The 17,054-nt window shown below is 63.9% G+C and carries 18 protein-coding genes; 6 read left to right on the forward strand and 12 right to left on the reverse strand.

The annotated features are described in order from the left end of the window. The first annotated feature begins 332 nt into the window (after positions 1-332). A complete protein-coding gene (locus AC04SF_RS26930; RefSeq protein WP_096450172.1) occupies positions 333-911 on the forward strand; it encodes an invasion associated locus B family protein in 579 nt (192 codons plus the stop codon). 63 nt (positions 912-974) lie between these two features. Here AC04SF_RS26930 and coaBC read toward each other — a convergent pair whose 3' ends face one another. The 3 genes from coaBC to ubiE all read right to left on the reverse strand — a co-directional run bounded on the left by coaBC (position 975) and on the right by ubiE (position 4,954). Next, positions 975-2,444 (reverse strand): bifunctional phosphopantothenoylcysteine decarboxylase/phosphopantothenate--cysteine ligase CoaBC, encoded by a 1,470-nt coding sequence (coaBC, locus tag AC04SF_RS26935; RefSeq protein WP_488480256.1) that lies wholly within the window; start codon positions 2,442-2,444, stop codon positions 975-977. A gap of 91 nt (positions 2,445-2,535) precedes the next feature. Next, positions 2,536-4,110: a 2-polyprenylphenol 6-hydroxylase gene (gene ubiB / locus AC04SF_RS26940; RefSeq protein WP_488480257.1), complete on the reverse strand. Its 1,575-nt coding sequence runs from the start codon at positions 4,108-4,110 to the stop codon at positions 2,536-2,538. Positions 4,111-4,177: 67 nt separating this feature from the next. Continuing rightward, positions 4,178-4,954, reverse strand: a complete 777-nt coding sequence (gene ubiE / locus AC04SF_RS26945) for a bifunctional demethylmenaquinone methyltransferase/2-methoxy-6-polyprenyl-1,4-benzoquinol methylase UbiE (RefSeq protein ID WP_096450164.1) — start codon at positions 4,952-4,954, stop codon at positions 4,178-4,180. 134 nt (positions 4,955-5,088) lie between these two features. Between ubiE and AC04SF_RS26950 the strand changes: the two genes are divergently transcribed. The 3 genes from AC04SF_RS26950 to AC04SF_RS26960 all read left to right on the forward strand — a co-directional run bounded on the left by AC04SF_RS26950 (position 5,089) and on the right by AC04SF_RS26960 (position 7,479). Beyond that, positions 5,089-6,063 (forward strand): adenosine deaminase, encoded by a 975-nt coding sequence (locus AC04SF_RS26950; protein ID WP_488480258.1) that lies wholly within the window; start codon positions 5,089-5,091, stop codon positions 6,061-6,063. Positions 6,064-6,189: 126 nt separating this feature from the next. Continuing rightward, positions 6,190-6,819 (forward strand): uracil phosphoribosyltransferase, encoded by a 630-nt coding sequence (upp, locus tag AC04SF_RS26955; RefSeq protein ID WP_095199484.1) that lies wholly within the window; start codon positions 6,190-6,192, stop codon positions 6,817-6,819. A 96-nt stretch (positions 6,820-6,915) separates the two neighbouring features. Beyond that, positions 6,916-7,479, forward strand: a complete 564-nt coding sequence (locus AC04SF_RS26960; RefSeq protein ID WP_488480259.1) for a TIGR02281 family clan AA aspartic protease — start codon at positions 6,916-6,918, stop codon at positions 7,477-7,479. Between the two features lie 13 nt (positions 7,480-7,492). Here the strand turns inward: AC04SF_RS26960 and deoA are convergent, their stop codons facing one another. Genes deoA through AC04SF_RS26990 form a run of 6 tightly spaced genes read right to left on the reverse strand, consistent with a single transcriptional unit; the run spans position 7,493 to position 13,759 of the window. Beyond that, positions 7,493-8,812 carry a thymidine phosphorylase gene (deoA, locus tag AC04SF_RS26965; RefSeq protein WP_488480260.1) on the reverse strand — a complete coding sequence of 440 codons (1,320 nt, stop codon included), beginning with the start codon at positions 8,810-8,812 and terminating at the stop codon, positions 7,493-7,495. Then, positions 8,812-9,621, reverse strand: a complete 810-nt coding sequence (locus AC04SF_RS26970; protein WP_096450156.1) for a purine-nucleoside phosphorylase — start codon at positions 9,619-9,621, stop codon at positions 8,812-8,814. Before AC04SF_RS26970 ends, deoA begins: the two co-directional genes overlap by 1 nt. Before the next feature lie 47 nt (positions 9,622-9,668). Beyond that, positions 9,669-10,061, reverse strand: coding sequence for a cytidine deaminase (gene cdd / locus AC04SF_RS26975; RefSeq protein WP_488480261.1), 393 nt, complete (start codon positions 10,059-10,061; stop codon positions 9,669-9,671). Positions 10,062-10,117: 56 nt separating this feature from the next. Continuing rightward, positions 10,118-11,089, reverse strand: a complete 972-nt coding sequence (locus AC04SF_RS26980) for an ABC transporter permease (protein ID WP_488480262.1) — start codon at positions 11,087-11,089, stop codon at positions 10,118-10,120. 1 nt (position 11,090) lies between these two features. After that, complete coding sequence (locus AC04SF_RS26985) at positions 11,091-12,230, reverse strand: ABC transporter permease (protein ID WP_488480263.1); 1,140 nt, start codon at positions 12,228-12,230, stop codon at positions 11,091-11,093. Beyond that, a complete protein-coding gene (locus AC04SF_RS26990; RefSeq protein WP_488480264.1) occupies positions 12,227-13,759 on the reverse strand; it encodes an ABC transporter ATP-binding protein in 1,533 nt (510 codons plus the stop codon). The genes AC04SF_RS26985 and AC04SF_RS26990 overlap by 4 nt, the downstream gene beginning before the upstream one ends. A gap of 218 nt (positions 13,760-13,977) precedes the next feature. Between AC04SF_RS26990 and AC04SF_RS26995 the strand changes: the two genes are divergently transcribed. Further along, on the forward strand, positions 13,978-14,184 hold the full coding sequence (locus AC04SF_RS26995; protein WP_488480464.1) for a SlyX family protein: 207 nt from the start codon (positions 13,978-13,980) through the stop codon (positions 14,182-14,184). 22 nt (positions 14,185-14,206) lie between these two features. Continuing rightward, positions 14,207-14,596: a hypothetical protein gene (locus AC04SF_RS27000; protein WP_488480265.1), complete on the forward strand. Its 390-nt coding sequence runs from the start codon at positions 14,207-14,209 to the stop codon at positions 14,594-14,596. 64 nt (positions 14,597-14,660) lie between these two features. Here AC04SF_RS27000 and AC04SF_RS27005 read toward each other — a convergent pair whose 3' ends face one another. From AC04SF_RS27005 to AC04SF_RS27015, 3 genes are all read right to left on the reverse strand, one after another. Further along, on the reverse strand, positions 14,661-15,650 hold the full coding sequence (locus tag AC04SF_RS27005) for a BMP family lipoprotein (RefSeq protein WP_488480266.1): 990 nt from the start codon (positions 15,648-15,650) through the stop codon (positions 14,661-14,663). 314 nt (positions 15,651-15,964) lie between these two features. Continuing rightward, positions 15,965-16,627 (reverse strand): peptide-methionine (S)-S-oxide reductase MsrA, encoded by a 663-nt coding sequence (gene msrA, locus AC04SF_RS27010; protein WP_488480267.1) that lies wholly within the window; start codon positions 16,625-16,627, stop codon positions 15,965-15,967. Between the two features lie 40 nt (positions 16,628-16,667). Next, positions 16,668-16,991: a hypothetical protein gene (locus AC04SF_RS27015; protein WP_488480268.1), complete on the reverse strand. Its 324-nt coding sequence runs from the start codon at positions 16,989-16,991 to the stop codon at positions 16,668-16,670. Positions 16,992-17,054 lie beyond the last annotated feature (63 nt).

The following is a 17,054-nucleotide window of genomic DNA, read 5'->3' on the forward strand; positions in this document are numbered from 1 at the left end:
GACGCCAATGCTTGAGATCGGCATGGACATCGCGCCCGGCGACACTGCGGCATTCGCTCCATGGAAGGCCAGGTGGAGTTGCCCCAATAAAGGTCGCTTCGCGGCTGCCGAGAATCTGCCCGGCAACCCCGCATTGCACTTGACGGAGGCGATCGATTCGCCGCTCTATCGGGGTCGGCGCTGGCCTCGAACTGAATGGCGTCAATGGCGTCGACATGTCCGTCGGGTACAACGGCGCCTTCGGGGAAACGGTCAAACAGAATGTAGCCAGCGCGTCTCGCGAGGTCAGCTTCCAGGCTGGTTCGAGACGGAGCCGGGCGGGAGAGGTCTTGATGAGGAAATACGCGTATTTGGTTGCGATGCTGGGTGCGGCCTGCATCGCCGGTGTGCCGGCCGTGGCCGCGCAGACCAAGGGCGACAAGGTGGCGGCGCCGCCCGCCGCGGCTGATGCGCCGCAGCTGCCCGGCGGGGCATCGGCCTTGTCCGAAACCCATGGCGACTGGACGGTCAACTGCCAGATATCGGGCACGAACAAGGTCTGCAGCCTGTCGCACCAGCAGTTCAACAAGCAAAGCAACCAGCGCCTGCTGGCGATCGAACTGTCGAGCAAGACCGGCGAAGACGCCACCGGCACGCTTGCCCTGCCGTTTGGCTTGGCGCTCGCCAAGGGCGTCACCCTGACCATCGACGACCAGAAGCTCGATGGCAGCCTGGCGTTCAACACTTGCCAGGTGGTCGGCTGCCTGGTGCCGGTGGCGTTCGACGCCAATGTCACGCCGCTGCTCAAGAATGGCACCACGCTGAAGATCGACGCCTTTGCGGCCGATACGGGACAAGCGGTTAGCTTTTCCATTCCGCTCAACGGTTTCGGCGGCGCGCTCGCCCGCACGGCGGAACTGTTGTCAAACTGACGGTTCAGACAGGAATCCGATGCGCGGCGTCCAACGGGCGCCGTGTGTCTTATCCAATGCGCGTCAAACGACTGTTGTTTTCAGCCGCTCGGCAATGAGGGTGGCGAGCCGCGCCGCCACCTCGTCCTTGGTCATTTCGGGCCATTCCTCGACACCAGTCTTTGAGACGATCCGCACCTTGTTGCGGTCGCCGCCCATGACGCCCGTGGGGCCGATGCCGCTTTCATGCGAGACGTCGTTGGCGACGATGAAGTCGGCGCCTTTCTTTTTCAGCTTGGCCTCTGCATTGCGCAAAAGATCCTGCGTCTCGGCGGCGAAGCCGACGACCAGGCCGGGCCGTTGGCTGTGATGGCCGACGCCTGCCAGGATGTCGGGGTTCTCGACCATGCGCAGCACCGGTGGTCCTTCGCCCGCTACTTTCTTGATCTTCTCGCCCGCCGAATTCTCACTGCGCCAGTCGGCGACGGCGGCGACGAACACCGCAGCGTCGGCGGGCAGAAGCTGTTCGACCGCGTCGCGCATCTCTTGCGCACGCTCGACATGGATGGTCTTCACGCCGGCCGGGTCGGCGATGCTTACAGGACCCGAGACGAGGCGCACATCGGCGCCAAGCCTTGCCAATGCCGCGGCGATGGCGTGGCCCTGCTTGCCGGAGGAACGGTTGGCGATATAGCGCACCGGGTCGATCGGTTCGTGCGTCGGACCGGAGGTAACGATGATCTTGCGCCCCGCCAACGGTTTGGGGCCGGCATCGAGCATCGCCTCGACCGCGGCGACGATCTCCAGCGGCTCGGCCATGCGGCCTTCGCCGACCTCGTTGCTTTCGGCCATCTCGCCTCTGGCCGGGCCGACGAAAGCGATGCCATCCTTGCCCAAGGTCGCGCGGTTGCGGCGAGTGGCCGGATGCTCCCACATCCTCGGGTTCATCGCCGGCGCCATCAGCACCGGCTTGTCGGTGGCGATGAGCACGGTGGAGGCAAGATCGTTGGCATGGCCGTTGGCAAGCTTGGCCATCAGATCGGCGGTGGCGGGGGCCACCACCAGAAGGTCCGCCTCGCGCGACAGCCTGATGTGGCCGACGTCATGTTCGTCATTGCGGTCGAACAATTCGGTGAAGACGTGGTCGGCAGAGAGCGCTCCAACCGACAGGGTGGTGACGAATTCCTGGGCAGCGGCAGTCATCACCACCCGGACAGCCGCACCGCGCTCGCGCAGCCGGCGGATCAGGTCGAGCGCCTTGTAGGCGGCGATGCCACCGCCGATGATGAGCAGGATGCGCTTGCCGGAGAGTGCACCCCGCGGAAGGGTTTTGCTTGCCGAAGAGGCAACCGGCGTAGCCGCAACGTGCGCGCTGGCCAAATCGCGCAAGGTCTTTTCGATCTGGTCGATGCGGCCGGGTCCGATCTGACCGTCGACAGCGGTCCGGATCATCACCCGCGCCTGCTCTTCCATGGAGCGGTTGTTTTCAGCCGCCAACCGGCGCAGCAGCTCCTTGACCTCGTCGTCAAGGTTGCGGATCGTGATGCTTGCCATGTGATTGCACTTTGCCCATCTTAACCGATGGCGATGATAGCAATGCAATCACATTGCGGCAAGTTGCGGGCCCGAGCGTCGACTTCTGGGCCTAAAGGATCTTCCAGGCGATATAGACCAGGGTCAGCGCGATCACCCACAGCGCCACGCGGCCGGAGCGGCTGTAGCGCGCCTCGGCCCTGCCGATGGCGCGCGCCGTGGTTTCGTCGAAGCGTAGCCCGTGCTCGGCCATCAGGTCGATTTCGCGCGACAGCCGGTCGGTGCGAGCGGCAAGCTCCGGCGCCTGGCGGGCGAGCGTCAGCAGCGCCTTGGCGCCGTCGCGCGCATCGACCATCATGCCGCGCGGGCCAAGGTTTCCAGCGATCCAGCCGCCGACCACCGGCTCGGCCGTCTTCCACATGTTGAAGGCCGGATCGAGCGTGCGCGCCACGCCCTCGACCACCACCATGGTCTTCTGCAGCAGGATCAGCTCGGGCCGCGTTGCCATGTCAAAGAGTTCGGTCACCTCGAACAGCAGCGTCAGCAGCTTGGCCATGGAGATGGTCTCGGCCGGCTGGCCATGGATCGGCTCGCCTATGGCGCGGATCGCCTGCGCAAAGGCCGCGACATTGTGCTGGCGCGGCACGTAGCCGGCCTCGAAATGCACCTCGGCGACGCGCAGATAGTCGCGCGTGATGAAGCCATAGAGGATTTCGGCGAGGAAGCGACGCTCCTTCTTGCCGAGACGGCCGGCAATGCCGAGATCGACGGCGACAATGGTACCGCTCGCCTCGACGAACAAATTGCCGGGATGCATGTCGGCGTGGAAGAAACCGTCGCGCAAAGTATGGCGCAGGAACGACTGGATGAGGTTCGCGGCGATCGCTTTCAGATCATGGCCGGCCTCCTCCAGGCCTGCGATGTTGTTCATCTTGACGCCATCGACCCATTCCATCGTCAGCACGTCGCGGCCGGTACGCTCCCAGTCGACGGACGGTACGCGAAAGCCCGGATCGTCCCTGGTGTTCTCACCAAGTTCGGATAGTGCCGCCGCCTCGAGGCGCAAATCCATCTCGATCTTGGTGGTCTGTGCAAGCGTCTCGGTCACCTCGACAGGCCGCAGCCGGCGCGACGACGGGATGTATTTCTCCTGCAGGCGGGCGGCGAGGAAATAGCTTTCGAGGTCATGGAAGAAGCGGCGGCGCACGCCGGGCCGGATCACCTTCACCGCGACCTTGGTGGCAGCGCCGTCATGGATGGTTTCGGCGGTATGGACCTGGGCGATCGAAGCGGCGGCGACCGGGTCGCCGAACTCCGCGTAGAGATCGCCCACCTTGCGCCCGAGCGAGGCTTCGATGGCCGAGACCGCCTCGGCTCTCGGGAACGTATGCATCTTGTCCTGCAGCATGGCGAGATCGAGCGCCATGTCGTTGCCGACGACATCGGGCCGTGTTGCCAGGAACTGGCCAAGCTTGACATAGGACGGGCCGAGCCGAACCACCGCCTTGGCCAGCCGGTCGCTGCGCTCATAGGCCAGCGCGCGGCGGCGGGTGAACAGCCGCGCCAGCCGCCAGCCGAATTTCGGCAGGCCGGACAGTTCCTCGCCCGGCAGAGCGGCGATGACTCCCTCGCGCACCAGCACCCAACCGGCCCGTGCGAGCCTGAAACCAGCGCCGACGCTGCTCATGGCCGCACCCTGGCCGTTTCTTGCGGCCGGCACGAGCCATATCGGGGATGGGAAATGCGGGCCAGCCTCAAAGCTTCCAGCCCGAATGCAGCGCGGCAATACCGCCGGAATAGTTGCGGAAGGAAACGCGGTCGAAACCAGCGCGGGAAATCATCGCCGCAAAATTCTGCTGGTTGGGGAATTTCGCGATCGATTCGACCAGATAGGAATAGGGCTCGCCGTCGCCGGTGACCATCTTGCCGATCCTTGGAATGGCGTTGAACGACCAGGCTTCATAGGCCTTGTCGAGCAGCGGCATCTCGACCTCGGAAAATTCCAGGCACAGGAACCGGCCGCCCGGCTTCAGCACGCGGAACGCTTCTGCAAGCGCGACATCGATGCGCGGCACGTTGCGGATGCCGAAAGCGATGGTGTAGGCGTCGAAGGTGGCGTCAGCAAAGGGCAGTTCTTCGGCATTGGCCTCGACGAAATCGGTGTTGCCGGACAGGCCTTTCTTTTCGGCCCGGTCTCGCCCGACACTGAGCATCGAGCCGTTGATGTCGAGCACCGTGGCATGCGCGTTGCCATGGCTGGCATCGACAATGCGGAAGGCGATGTCGCCGGTGCCGCCGGCCACGTCCAGGACCTTCCAGCCCGCCCGCTTCGGCGGATTGAGCCATGTCACCATGGCATCCTTCCACAGCCGGTGCAGGCCGGCCGACATCAGGTCGTTCATCAGGTCATAGCGGTTGGCGACCTTGTGGAAAACATCGTTGACCAGGGACTGCTTCTCGCCTTCCCCTACACGCTTGAAACCATAGGAGGTTTCCATGCCGCCCGCGGCCGTGGTTCTCTCAACTGACATTTTTTTGATCCGTCATAAAACCGGCGGGACCATAGCCGATCGATGCTGTGGGCGCTATTGTTTAAGGCGCGGTGTTCGGCCGCGCTTCCAGGTGCTGGGTTTTCAAGACCTGGACTGACAGACGGGATGTTTGAATGCCTTTGAAAGCGGAACTGCACTGCCATATTGAAGGGGCAGCCGCGCCAGAACTCGTCATCCGCCAAGCGCAGAAATACGGCAAGGATACCTCGCCCTATATCCAGAACGGTTCCTTCGTCTGGCACGATTTCACGTCCTTCCTCGCGGCCTACGACTTTTCCGCCGATCTGTTCCGCACCGAGGAGGATTATGCGCGGCTGGCCGATCATTATCTGACCAGCCTGGCCCGCGATGGCGCCATCTATTCCGAAGTGTTCACCTCCCCGGATCATGCGACGAAGGCTGGGCTGTCGCCCAAGGCCTATACCGACGCGCTTGGCGAAGGCATGCTCCGCGCCAAGGCCAAGACCGGCATAGAGGGCCGCATGATCGTCACCGGCGTGCGCCATATCGGTGTGGAATCGATCGAACGGGCGGCGCGCTTCGCGGCACGCTGCGGGCATCCGCTGGTCACCGGCTTCGGCGTTGCCGGCGACGAGCGCATGGGCGAGATGGAAGACTATGTCAGGGCTTTCGAGATCGCGCGCGAGGCCGGGCTCGGCATCACCATCCATGCCGGCGAACTGACGGGCTGGGAGACCGTGCAGGCGGCGCTCGACCATATCCGCCCCTCGCGCATCGGCCACGGCGTGCGCGCCATCGAGAACCCGGACCTCGTCCGGCGCATCGCCGACGAAGGCATCGTTCTGGAATGCTGTCCTGGTTCCAACATCGCGCTCAAGGTGTTCGACAGTTTTGCCGACCATCCGTTTCCCGCCTTGCAGGCGGCCGGCTGCAAGGTGACGCTCAACTCCGACGACCCGCCCTATTTCTGGACCTCGCTGAAGCGCGAATATGATATCGCCGCCGAGCATTTCGCAATGAACGAAAAGGCGCTTGCGGCCGTCACCAGAACCGCCATCGAAGCCGCCTTCGTCGACAGGAAGACCAAGGCGGCACTTCTTGCGCGGCTGAACGGCGCGGCACGCTGATTTTCTTCCGACAAAGCTGTGGTCGATGCCGGCCAAGCGGTTCCTTGGCCGCTCCATAGTCGCTAGGGTCGTTCCAGCTGCCTGAAGCGCGTCCGCGCGCCGGGCGACACGCATCAGGAGAGCACCATGAAGGGCGTCACCGTCGTCGACCACCCGCTTGTCCAGCACAAGCTGACCATCATGCGCAAGAAGGAGACTTCGACCGCCGGCTTCCGGCGGCTATTGCGCGAGATATCGCTGCTGCTCGGCTACGAGGTGACCCGCAATCTCGAACTGACCACCACCACCATCGAGACCCCAATCGAGGAAATGGAAGCGCCGACGTTGGAGGGCAAGAAGCTGGTGTTCGCTTCGGTGCTGCGCGCCGGCAACGGTCTGCTGGAAGGCCTGCTCGACCTGGTGCCGGCGGCCCGCGTCGCCCATATCGGCCTCTACCGCGACCACGAGACGCTGGAGGCGGTCGAATATTTCTTCAAGGCGCCGAGCGACCTCGCCGACCGGCTGGTGATCGTCGTCGATCCGATGCTGGCGACCGCCAATTCGGCGATCGCGGCGATCGACAAGCTGAAAGGGCGTGGCGCCACCAACATCCGGTTCCTGTGCCTTTTGGCGGCACCCGAAGGCATCGAGCGTTTCACCAAGGCGCATCCGGACGTTCCTGTGTTCACGGCGTCCATCGACCGCCAGCTCAATGAGAAGGGCTACATCATGCCCGGCCTCGGTGACGCCGGCGACCGCATGTACGGGACAAAATAATTTACCGAATGTTTACGTAACGGTGCGGTTTTGGCGCCCGTTAAAGCGGCAAACACCATCAGGGGCTAAAGGATCGGCAGTCACAAAGGCCGATCCATGCTGCGCAAGCTTCTCATCCTCAGCGTCTTTGCCGGTACATCGGCATCGATCCCGGTCGTCTACCAGTCGAATCCGCAGATATTTGAAAACCTGCTGAAATCGACGGTGACGGCCAAGCCCGAGGTCGAGGGACAACCGCAGGTCAACCTGGCGTCGGTTCCCGACAAGCCGGCGGCGCCGCTGCCGACCGGGCGCAAGGTCGTCATCGCGGCGGACGGGCGCGGACACTTCTCGTCGACCTTCAAACTCAACGGCCGTCAGGTGGACGGCATGATCGACACCGGCGCCACGCTGGTCGCGGTCAACACGTCGACGGCGCGCCGGATCGGGCTGTCGCTCAATCCGTCCGATTTCAGCCATGAGGTCAACACCGCCAACGGCTCGATCAAGGCGGCGGTGGTGATGATCGACCGGCTGCAGATCGGCAGCATCAGCGTCGATGGCGTGCAGGCCATCGTGCTCGACGACAAGGCGTTGCGCACCAACCTGATCGGCATGAGCTTCCTCAACCGGCTCGGCAAATACCAGGCCGAAAACGGCACGCTGCTGCTCGTCCAATAGGCTCCCGGCTCGGTCAGCCGCGCGGCAGGATCCGCCGGATGACGGTTTTGTCGGCCGGCGGTTTCGAGGCGCCGATGGCATAGGCCGAAACCACGGTGGCGGCTGCGGCCTCGGCATCGGAGGGTGAGCGGGCGTGGATCAGCGCCAGAGCATCTCCGGCGTGCACTTCCGCCCCTATGGGCAGCAGCCTGGTGATGCCGACGCTGGGGTCGATCTTGTCGTCAGGCCTTGTGCGCCCGCCGCCCAGGCCAACCACAGCAAGGCCGATGTCGCGGGTGGCGATGCCGGTGACGAACCCGTTTGCCGTTGCCTTGACCGCGAATTCCGTTGCCGCGTCGGGCAGGTATTTTTCCGGATTCTCGATGAAATCCGCGGGGCCGCCAAGCACCGCCACCATGCGCGCGAAGGTGGCGGCGGCACGGCCGCTGGTGAGCGTCTCGGTGGCGCGCCGCAGGCCATCCTGGTTGGACGACACCAATCCGGCCGACTGCAGCATTTCGGCGGCCAGCGCCAGTGTCACGTCCTCCAGGCGCCGGTCACGCAAACGGCCGGTGAGGAAATCGACGGCGTTGCGCACCTCGACGGCGTTGCCGGCGGCCGAGGCCAGCGGCTCGTTCATGCCGGTGATCAGTGCCGAGACCTTCAGCCCGGCGCCGCTGGCGACTTCGACCAGGCTGTTGGCGAGCGCGGTCGCGTCGCGCGACTTCTCCATGAAGGCGCCATTGCCGACCTTGACGTCGAGCACCAGCGAGCCCAGGCCGGCGGCCAGCTTCTTCGACAGGATGGAGGCGGTGATCAGCGGCACCGATTCCACGGTTCCGGTGACGTCGCGGATGGCATAGAGCCGGCGGTCAGCAGGCGCCAGATCGGCGGTCTGGCCGATGATGGCGCAGCCCGTTTCCAGAACCGCCCGGCGAAACAACGCAATATCGGGCTGGCTGGTGTAGCCGGGGATCGCATCCATCTTGTCCAGCGTGCCGCCGGTATGGCCGAGGCCACGGCCTGAGATCATCGGCACATAGGCGCCGCAGGCAGCGACGATCGGCGCCAGCATCAGCGAGACATTGTCGCCGACGCCGCCGGTCGAATGCTTGTCGGTGACCGGGCCGGGCAGGTCCGACCAGTCGAGCACATCGCCGGAATCGCGCATAGCCAGCGTCATCGCCACGGCCTCGTCGCGGTTCATGCCGTTGAAGAACACCGCCATGGCAAAAGCCGCGGCCTGGCCATCGGTGACGGCGCCCGAGGTGACGCCATTGATGAAGGCCGCGATTTCACCGGCCGAGAGCCTGTGGCCGTCCCGCTTGTGACGGATGATTTCCTGCGGAAGCATCAGCTCTCCAGCAGTCCGTCGCGGAACACTCTGTGCAGGACCGTGGCCAGCCGCGACCCGCCGACAGGCGCCATGTCCTTGGTCTCCTGGTGCGAAAGCTCGGCTCCGGTCATGCCGGCCGCCAGATTGGTGATGACCGAGCAGGCGGCGACGCGCAGGCCCAGGAAGCGGGCAAGAATGACCTCCGGCACGGTCGACATGCCCACTGCGTTGGCGCCCATGATGCGCGCCATGCGGATCTCGGCCGGTGTTTCGAAACAGGGGCCGGAAAACCACATATAGACGCCCTGGTGCAGCGTGGTGCCGGTCGCCTTCGCCGCGCGCTCGATCGCCTTGCGGATGCCGGCGTCATAGGCTTCGGTCAGGCCGACGAAGCGGCGGTCGCTCGGCTCGCCGATCAGCGGATTGCTGCCCGAGAAATTGATGTGGTCGGTGAGCAGCATCACCGAGCCCGGCGGCATATCCGGATCGACAGAGCCGGCGGCATTGGTCAGGATCAGTTTGGTGATGCCAATGCCGGCAAGCACCTCCAGCACCGGCCGCATCGCCGCCGCATCGCCATGCTCATAGTAATGGGCGCGGCCCGACAGCATCAGCACCGGCACGCCGGCAAACAGCCCCGCCACGACTTCGCCGGCATGGCCGCTGACGCCGCTTCTGGGAAAACCCGGCAGGTCGGCATAGGGGACGCGGATCGGGTGCTCGATCCGGTCGACAAGCACGCCGAGGCCCGAACCCAGCACCAGCGCTGTCGACGGGGCCAGACCGTCCAGCCTTTCGATCAGATGGTCCACCGTTTTTTCGGTCATTGCAGCCCGCTCTTCATTTGAGCCAATTCTTCATTTGAGCCAATTCTTCATTTGAGAATGTCGCCGCGAAAACCGTAGGGCAGCATGTCGCCCATGGTCACGGTCTCGGCGACGCCGGTGTTGTCGCAGAGGTAGAGGTTTGTCTCCGGGCGGCAGAACTCGGCCAGCCGCTGGCGGCAGCCGCCGCAGGGCGAGCATTTGGCCATGCGTTCGGCAATAACCGCGATTTCGACGATTTTGCCGCCGCCGCCCATGATGTAGTGGCCGAGCGCGGTGGTCTCGGCGCACCAGCCCTCCGGATAGGAGGCGACCTCGACGTTGGCGCCGGTGAAGACGCGCCCGTCCTCGGTGCGCAAGGCGGCGCCCACCGGAAATTTCGAATAGGGCGCATAGGCCTTGGCCATGGCGGTCCTGGCCGCTTCGAACAGATCATGCGACATTCAGTTCTTCTCTCCGATGATCGTGTCCAAAACCCGGCGCGTGCCTCGCGCCGAGCCTAGCGTTCCTTGACGTAGGGCACGCCGCCGGCGCGCGGCGGGATGGCCTTGCCGATGAAGCCGGCGAGCAGGATGACGGTGAGGATATAGGGCAGCGCCTGCATGAACTGCACCGGCACCTTGCCGATGATCGGCAGCGGCGAGCCCTGCAGGCGGATTGCCGCCGCATCGAGGAAGCCGAACAGCAGGCAGGCGAACATGGCGTTGACCGGCTTCCATTTGGCGAAGATCAGCGCGGCCAGCGCGATATAACCCTTGCCGGCGGTCATGTCCTTCACGAAGCCGCCATTCTGCACCATCGACAGATAGGCACCGGCGACGCCGGTGAGGATGCCGGTGCAGATCAGCGCGCGGTAGCGCAGCCAGGCGACCGAGATGCCGGCGGTGTCGACAGCGGCCGGGTTCTCGCCGACGGCGCGCAGCCTTAGGCCGAAGCGGGTGCGAAACAGCACCCACCAGGTGAAGGGCACCATCAGGAAAGCGAGATAAACCAGTATCGAGTGGCCGGAGATCAGCTCCGCGTAGATCGGACCGATGATCGGCACGTCTCTCATCGCCTCGGCGCCGGGCCAGACAATCGCGTCGAACCGCTCGCCCGGCTGCAGCGCCGGCGTGCGCCCGCCTTGCTGGAACCAGGCTTGACCGAGGATGATGGTCGAGCCGGCGGCGATGAAATTGATGGCCACGCCGGAGACGATCTGGTTGCCGCGATGGGTGATCGAGGCGAAGCCGTGCACCATGGCAAAGGCGACCGAGATGAGAATGGCCATGCCGAGGCCGATAAAGGCCGAATGGAACACGGAAGCCGCGGCGGCGCCGGCGAAGGCGCCGACCAGCATCTTGCCTTCCAGGCCGATGTCGAAGATGCCGGAACGCTCGGAAAAGAGGCCGGCGAGGCAGGCGAGCAACAATGGCACCGACAGGCGGATGGTCGAGTCCAATATCTGCACGATGGCGATAAAGACATCCATCTCAGGCGCCCTTTCCCTTGACCGCTTCCATGCCGACCGACCTTGGACTGAACGAGGCGAACAGCGCCTGGATGTAAGGCCTGAACATGTGTTCCAGCGCGCCGGCGAACAGGATCACCAGGCCCTGGATGATGACGATCATGTCGCGGCTGATCGCCGGCATCTCGAAGGCGAGTTCGGCGCCGCCCTGGTAGAGCATGCCGAACAGGACTGCCGCCAGCACGATGCCGACCGGATGCAGGCGCCCCATCAGCGCCACGGCGATGCCGACGAAACCGGCGCCGGAGACGAAGTCGATCGCGACATTGTGCTGGTCGCCCATCACGGGATTGAGCGCCATCATGCCGGCCAACGCGCCCGAAATCATCATGGCGGTGATGATGATGCGGGTTTCGGAAATGCCGGCATAGCGGGCCGCCTTCGGGCTATGACCATAGGTGCGCATCTCATAGCCGAGCTTGGTGCGCCAGATCAGCAGCCAGACCAGGAAGGCCATGAGCAGCGCCAGCAGGAAGGTGACATTGAGCGGTGCGGAACGGATCTTGGCGCCGAACAGTTCGATGATCCAGTTGAGCTTAGGCAGTTCAGCCCCCGCGAAGAAGTTGCGCGTCTGCGGGGCTTGCGATCCCGCCGGCTTCAACGGTCCGACCAGCAGATAGACCATGATCGAGGCGGCGATGAAGTTGAACATGATGGTGGTGATGACGATGTGCGAACCACGCTTGGCTTGCAGATAGGCCGGGATCAGCGCCCACAAAGCGCCCACGACCGCCGAAGCGACGATGGCTAGCGGAAATGTCAGCCACCAGGGCAGCGTGCTGTCGAAGGACAGGCAGACGATGGCGATGCCAAGGCCGGCAATGTAGGCCTGCCCCTCGGTGCCGATGTTGAACAGGCCGCAATGCGCAGCCACCGCCACCGAAAGCCCAGTGAAGATGAAGGTGGTGGCATAGAAGAGGGTAAAGGCGATGCCGGTTCCCTTGCCGAAGGCGCCCTCGACCAGGATGACGGCGGCGCGGAACGGGTTCTCACCGACCAGCAGCACGACGAAGCCGGCGACGATGAAAGCCACCGAAAGGTTGATCAGCGGGATGAGTCCATAATCGGCCCAGGCCGGCAGTTTGGCGTAAGGCGTGCTCATTGCGCGGCCTCCTGGCGCTCGACGCCCGCCATCAGCAGGCCAAGTTCGCCCTCGGTCGCCTCCGGGCCACGCTCGCCGACGATGCGGCCGGCAAACATCACCAGGATGCGGTCGGAGAGCGAGCGGATCTCGTCGAGCTCGACCGATACCACCAGCACGGCCTTGCCCTGGTCGCGCATGGCGATCAGGCGCTTGTGGATGAATTCGATGGCGCCGACATCGACGCCGCGCGTCGGCTGGCCGACGATCAAAACACCCGGGTCTTGTTCCATCTCCCGCGCCAGCACGATCTTCTGCTGGTTGCCGCCGGAGAAATTGGCGGTTTTCAGCCGCGGATTGCCGGGACGGATGTCGTATTTCTCGATCTTTTCCTTGGCATCGGCCATGATGGCATCGACGTTGAGGAACGGCCCTTTCAGATAGCGAGGGTCGTCGTGATAGCCGAGGATGGAATTCTCGTTTTCCTCGAAGGCCAGCACCAGCCCGACATGGTGGCGATCCTCCGGCACGTGGGCGAGCCCGCGGTCGCGCAATTCGCCGGGGTCGGCCTTGCCGGTGAGATCGATCGGCTTGCCGTCCAACATGACGGAGCCGGAAACGGCGTGCCTGATGCCGGAAATCGCCTCGAGCAGTTCGGACTGGCCATTGCCGGCGACACCGGCGATGCCGACGATTTCGCCGGCGCGCAGGTCGAAGGAGATGTCGTCGACCATGGTGACGCCACGCGAATCCTTGACCGTCAGGTTCTTGACCGCGAGTTTGACGGCCCCGGCTTCTGCTTCGCCCTTCTCGACCCGCAGCAGCACGCGGCGTCCGACCATCAGTTCGGCCAGTTCCTCGACCGTGGTTTTCTTGGTCTCCCGGGTCGCCACCATCGTGCCCTGGCGCATCACCGAGACGGTGTCGGTGATGGCCATGATCTCGCGCAGCTTGTGGGTGATCAGCACCACGGTCTTGCCTTGGTCCTTCAGCTGCTTGAGGATGCGGAAGAGGTGGTCTGCCTCGGCCGGTGTGAGCACGCCGGTCGGCTCGTCGAGGATCAGGATCTCGGCGCCGCGATAGAGCGCCTTGAGGATTTCGACGCGCTGCTGCAGGCCGACCGGCAATTCCTCGATGATGGCGTCTGGATCGACCTCGAGCCCGTATTCACGCTCCAGCCGCTCCAGCTCGGAACGCGCCTTGGCGATGCTGCTTTTCAGCAAGGCATCGTTTTCGGCGCCGAGGATGATGTTTTCCAGCACCGTGAAATTATCGACCAGCATGAAATGCTGATGCACCATGCCGATGCCGAGCGCGATCGCGTCGTTGGGCGTCTTGATCGACGCCGGCTTACCGCCGACGCGAATCTCACCGCTGTCGGCCTGGTAGAAGCCATAAAGGATCGACATCAGCGTCGACTTGCCGGCGCCGTTCTCGCCGACGATGCCGTGGATGGTGCCGCGCGCGATCTCCAGATTGATGTCGCGGTTGGCGCGCACGGCGCCAAAACTCTTGTTGATGCCGATCAGTTCGATTGCGGCTTGCGCCATGCAGCCAGTCCCACTCTTATTTTTTTATCGCTTGGTCAAAATGCCTAGCATGACGCTCCGCCCATGCCAATTGGCTGGAGCAGCATCCACTCTCGGCAAATCCCGGTGCGCTTGTCAATTTCCAACGTGTCCGCCAGCTTCAGATTCGCTAATATGACGACGTCGAAATTCGCATCACGATGCAAGGCATTGGGGTGCAAGATCAGGGACTGCGAATGATCATGCCCGCCGACCGGCTGACGACGCTGGAAATCCGAGCCGCCGAGCAGGAAAAGAACATCGAGGAACTGTCGGGCCAGATCGCCGAGCAGTGGACGGTGATCGAGCGCATGCAGCGCAAGCTCGACGCGCTGACTGACCGCTTCCTGGCGCTGGAGGAGCAGTCGGCACCCGATGTGCCCGTGACCAAGCCGCCGCACTGGTAAGGAAAAGGGGAGGGCGCAAATCATGAGCGACCGCATCGCAAGGGCCGGTGACTATGTACTTGGCCTGATGAACGACGCGGAGCGCGAACGGGCCGAGCGCGATCTGGAAATCGACCCCGCCTTCCGCGACGCCGTGCTGCAGCTTGCCGAACGCATGCATATGTTCGACCGTGCCGAAAAACCGGGTGGCCTGCCAGCCAATCATTGGGAACTGGTCACCCAGCGTATCGCGGAATTGCCGCAGATGCGTACGTCGGGGGTGGGTAATGCGCGGTCTCCAACGGTGATCCGCAACCTCTCCCAGTCACCATACGGCGTTGGCGTGCATTCGCTCGGCGGCCGGCGCGGCACCATCATCGCGATCGTGCTGATCGCGGTCTTCGCGCTGGGCTATCTCGTCGGGAAATTGTAGGTCGACGCAAAACCGCCGGACTTGCGCCCGGCGGTTGCAGATCATGGCTGTACGGTGTTGCCGATCAATACGGGCAGGCGTTGTCAGCCGTATAGTCGTGCACCTGGATCTTGCCGGCGATGATGTCGGCCTTGGCCTTCTCGACCGCCGCCTTCATCTCAGGGCTCACCAGCGCCTTGTTGTTGTCGTCCATGGCGTAATCGACGCCGCCTTCCTTGAGGCCGAGATTCTCGAGGCCACCCTTGAAGGTGCCGTTCTTGCCATCCATGAAGGCGGTGTAGACGGCAACGTCGACGCGCTTCATCATCGAGGTCAGCACCTTGCCAGGCTGCAGGCCGTTCTGGTTGGAATCGACGCCGATGCCGAGCTTGCCGGCATCAGCCGCCGCCTGAAGCACGCCGACACCGGTGCCGCCGGCCGCGGCGTAGACCACGTCGGAGCCCTGGTCGATCTGCGTCTTGGCAATCTCGCCGCCCTTGGCCGGATCGTTCCAGGCGGCCGGCGTGTCGCCGGTCATGTTCTGGATGACGTCGGTCGCGCCGGCGGACTTGGCGCCGCCGACATAGCCGCATTCGAACTTGCGGATCAGCGGGATGTCCATACCGCCGATGAAGGAAACCTTCTTCGTCTTCGATGCCATCGCCGCCATGATGCCGACGAGGTAGGAGCCTTCGTTCTCCTTGAACACCAGCGAGCGGACATTGGGCAGGTCGACGGCATCGTCGATGATGGCGAAGTTGAGGTCGGGATATTCGGCCGCGACCTTCTTCAGCGCATCCTCCCAGGCAAAGCCGGCCATGACGATCGGGTTGTGGCCGTCCTCGGCGAAGCGGCGCAACGCCTGCTCGCGCTGCGAGGCGTTGGAGACCTCGAACTCGACATAGGCGACGCCGGTCTCGGTCTTGAACTTCTCGGCGCCATGGAAGGCAGCCTCGTTGAAGGATTTGTCGAACTTGCCGCCCAGATCATAGAGGATGGCCGGCTGGACATCCGCGGCGAAAGCCGGAAGAACCATTGCGGTTGCGGCCAGGAGGCCGAGAACGATACGTTTCATGTGATCCACACCCTGTCGGTTATTTTTTCCGTTACGCACCGCCTGGCTGCCCGGTTCACCGGCAGCCACGCGACGTCAGCCAGGAGTGTATTCCCCTCCCGCTCCTGGGCAATCTGGCACGGCCCGAAACAAAATTCACGCGGAATTTTGACCTTTTGGAAAAGCGTGCCACGGGCATGCCACGCCGCAGTCCGATCCTTGCTCGTTAGAGCGGTTCATCGTTTCGCGGAAACGCCGAACCGCTCTAACTTTTTGTTTTGACGCAATTCCCCGGGGAAAACCGTTCCACACTTTTCCTGGAATTGTTCTGCCCATCAAGCGGTGGCGGCCGGCATGGCGCAGGCGATGCCGGTGCCCTTGAGGTTGCAATAGCCGTACGGGTTCTTGGCCAGATATTGCTGGTGATCGGCCTCGGCGAAGTAGAAGGTGGGCGCCGGCGCGATCTCGGTGGTGATCCTGCCGTGGCCGGCACCGCGCAGCGCGGCCTGATAGGCGTCGCGCGAGGCGCTCGCCGCCCGGAATTGCGCATCGCCGGATGTGTAGATGGCCGAGCGGTAGGTGGTGCCGACATCATTGCCCTGGCGCATGCCTTGCGTCGGGTCATGGCTTTCCCAGAACAGCCGCAGGAGGTCGGCATAGGAGACGATCTTGGGGTCGAAGACGACCAGCACCACTTCGGCATGGCCGGTGAGACCGGTGCAGGTTTCCTGATAGGTCGGATTGGGTGTGATGCCGCCGGCATAGCCGATAGCGGTGACCCAGACGCCCTCGGTCTGCCAGAACAGGCGCTCGGCGCCCCAGAAGCAGCCGAGCCCGAACATCGCCGTCTCCAGCCCATCGGGGTAGGGGCCCTTGAGCGGCCTTTTCAGGACATGGTGCTTGGAAATTGTCGGGATCGCCTTGGCACGGCCCGGCAAAGCCTCGGACGGCTTCGGCATATTGAGCTTTTTGTTCAGCATGTCGCTGAGAAAGAACATGCGCGGCCTTCCTTCCCTGGGCGGGATCGCAAGAAATGGATCAGTTGGCGGCGAATTGGCCCGCGCGCCGCTGGCGCCTGTAGCCGACGGCGTAAAGCAGGAAGGCAAGCACGGCGAACACGGCAAAGCCCGGCTGGTTGAGCACCCAGGCGATGGCGCCATCCCACAAAAGCGGGCTGGCCTTGGCGCGGACGAAGGTCTCGAAGGCCGCCCGCGTGTCCGGCGAGACGGCCAGCCAGCTGGCGTTGAGCGGGGTCAGCACAAGCGCCGAAGCCGCCACCGTGCGCGTCGTGTCGAGCACCGCCATGATTACGGAAACCGATAGTGCGACCATGGCGGCCAGACGAAAAATAAAGCGAAACATCAAGCTCTCCCCCGGCCGATCCTGGACGGGATCTCCGGCACCAGCGAGAAATAGAGTGCGCAT

The sequence above is a fragment of the Mesorhizobium sp. CNPSo 4671 genome (assembly GCF_057784245.1).